The organism is Allostella sp. (assembly GCF_041913585.1).
Lineage (GTDB): Bacteria > Pseudomonadota > Alphaproteobacteria > ATCC43930 > Allostellaceae > Allostella.
Map to the genome: position 1 here is coordinate 1 of NZ_JAYSFE010000278.1, position 1,997 is coordinate 1,997.

Sequence of the window (1,997 nt, forward strand, 5' to 3'; positions counted from 1 at the left end):
CCGCGACGGCCAGCGGGCCGCGCGCGGCCCTCGAACTGCTGGACGCCGCCTGGGAGCATCGGGCCGAGTTCGTCTACGAGGCCGAGCCGCTCGCCGCCTCGGTCGCCCGCGCCAGGACGATGACGGAGGGGCCGATCCTGCTCATCGACCATGCCGACAACTGCGCCTCGGGCGGGACCCAGGACACCATGCCGGTGATCGCCGAGGCGATTCGCCAGGGGCTGGAGGACGTGGCCGTCTTCGCCGTCGTCGATCCCGCGGCCGTGGCGGCGATGGTCGAGGCCGGCGTCGGCGCCCGGGTGACGCTGCCGCTCGGCGGCAAGACCGACATGCCGGCGATCGGCCGCACGGGCGAGCCGCTGGAGGTGACGGGCACCGTCCGCGCCATCACCGACGGGCAGTTCACCGTCACCGGCCCGATGTCGACCGGTTCGCGCGCCTACATGGGCCGGTCGGCGGTGCTCGACACCGGGCCGATGCAGATCGTCGTCATCGAGCAGCACCACGAGCCCTTCGACCTCGGCTGCTTCCGCTCGGTCGGCATCGAGCCGACCCAGAAGCGCTACCTGATCCTGAAGAGCCGCATCCACTACCGCGCCGGCTTCAAGCCGATCGCGCGCGCCATCGTCGAATGCGACGGCGTCGGGGTCACCAGCTCGGACTATTCGCTGTTCCGCTTCCGCAAGCTGAACCGCCCGACCTATCCGCTGGTGCCCGACGCGCAGCCGTGACCGGCGGGGCCCTCGCGGGAGCTCAGTGCTTGGCGGCCTGCCAGGCGTCGAGCCGCCGGCGCGCCGCGCCGGCGGCGTCCATCGCCGCGTCGTGGCCCGGGCGCTTGGCGGTCAGTTCGATGACGTAGCCGTTGGGGTCGCGGAGATAGATGGAATCGATGAACCCGTGGTCGGAGATGCCGCGGACCTCGATGCCCGCCTGCCGGGCCTTTTCCATCGTCGGGGCGAGCTCCGCGGGATCGACCTCGAGCGCGATGTGGAGGTCGAAATCCTCCTGGCGCTTGAACTCGAAGGGCTGCTCGGGCGCCTCGAAGAAGGCCAGGAACGAGCCGTCGCCGAGCCGGAAGAAGCTGTGCAGCACCCGCGCCTTGCGACCGGTCTTGGTCTCGCCGATTTCCAGCACGTGGGCCAGCGGAAGGCCGAGGAAATCCTCGTAGAAGCGCCGCGTCTCCTCGGAATCGCGGCAGCGGTAGGCGTTGTGATGCAGGCCGCGGATCATGTTCCCACCTCGCTTCGTGCCGAAGCTTCGCACCTCGGGTCGGGCCGGGCGATCGCGGCCATGCATCAGCAGACCGTGCGGTGCCGCTCCTTGCAGATCGCCAGAACCTCGTCCGGGTCGCGCTTCCACCAGTTGCCGGCCGAGAAGATCTCGACCTCGTGCAGGCCGGCGAAGCCCGCGCCCTCGACCATGCCGCGGATGCGCGGGATGTCGATGATGCCGTCGCCCGGCATGCCGCGGTCGAGCAGCAGGTCGGTCGTGGGCACGAGCCAGTCGCAGATATGGAAGGCGAGGATGCGCCGGGCGCCGGCCCGCGCGATCGCCGCCTCCAGGTTCGGGTCCCACCAGGTGTGGTAGACGTCGACCGCGACGCCGACGCCCGCCCCGAACCGGTCGCAGAGGTCGAGCGCCTGGTCGAGGGTGTTCACGCAGGCGCGGTCCGCCGCGTACATCGGGTGCAGCGGCTCGATCGCGATCGGCACGCCCGCGGCGCGGGCGTGCGGCAGGATCGCCGCGATGCCGTCCTCGACCATCCGCCGGGCGCCGGCGATGTCCTTCGATCCGGCGGGCAGGCCGCCGACGACGAGGACGAGGCAGGCGGCGCCGAGGACGGCCGCCTCGTCGATCGCGCGGCGGTTGTCGTCGATGGCCGCCTGGCGGCCGGCGGCATCGGGGGCGGGGAAGAGGCCGCCGCGGCACAGTCCCGTCACCGTGAGGCCGGCGTCGCGGATGCGGCGCGCGGACTCTTCCAGGCCGAGCTCGGCCAC

Annotated in this window: 3 protein-coding genes; 1 reads left to right on the top strand and 2 read right to left on the bottom strand. The window is 72.1% G+C overall.

The window, feature by feature from the left end; all coding sequences use genetic code 11:
- On the top strand, nt 1–731 hold a 731-nt coding region (locus ACE3Q3_RS24175), incomplete at its 5' end, for an MlrC C-terminal domain-containing protein (RefSeq protein ID WP_374450390.1).
- A gap of 22 nt (nt 732–753) precedes the next feature.
- On the opposite strand, the gene ACE3Q3_RS24180 is transcribed toward ACE3Q3_RS24175, so the two are convergent.
- Both ACE3Q3_RS24180 and ACE3Q3_RS24185 read right to left on the bottom strand, forming a co-directional pair.
- The gene (locus tag ACE3Q3_RS24180; RefSeq protein ID WP_374450392.1) at nt 754–1,230 is read right to left on the bottom strand and encodes a VOC family protein; all 477 of its coding nucleotides are present in this window, start codon (nt 1,228–1,230) and stop codon (nt 754–756) included.
- 65 nt (nt 1,231–1,295) lie between these two features.
- The coding region (locus tag ACE3Q3_RS24185) for a sugar phosphate isomerase/epimerase family protein (protein ID WP_374450393.1) at nt 1,296–1,997 on the bottom strand (702 nt) is incomplete at its 5' end.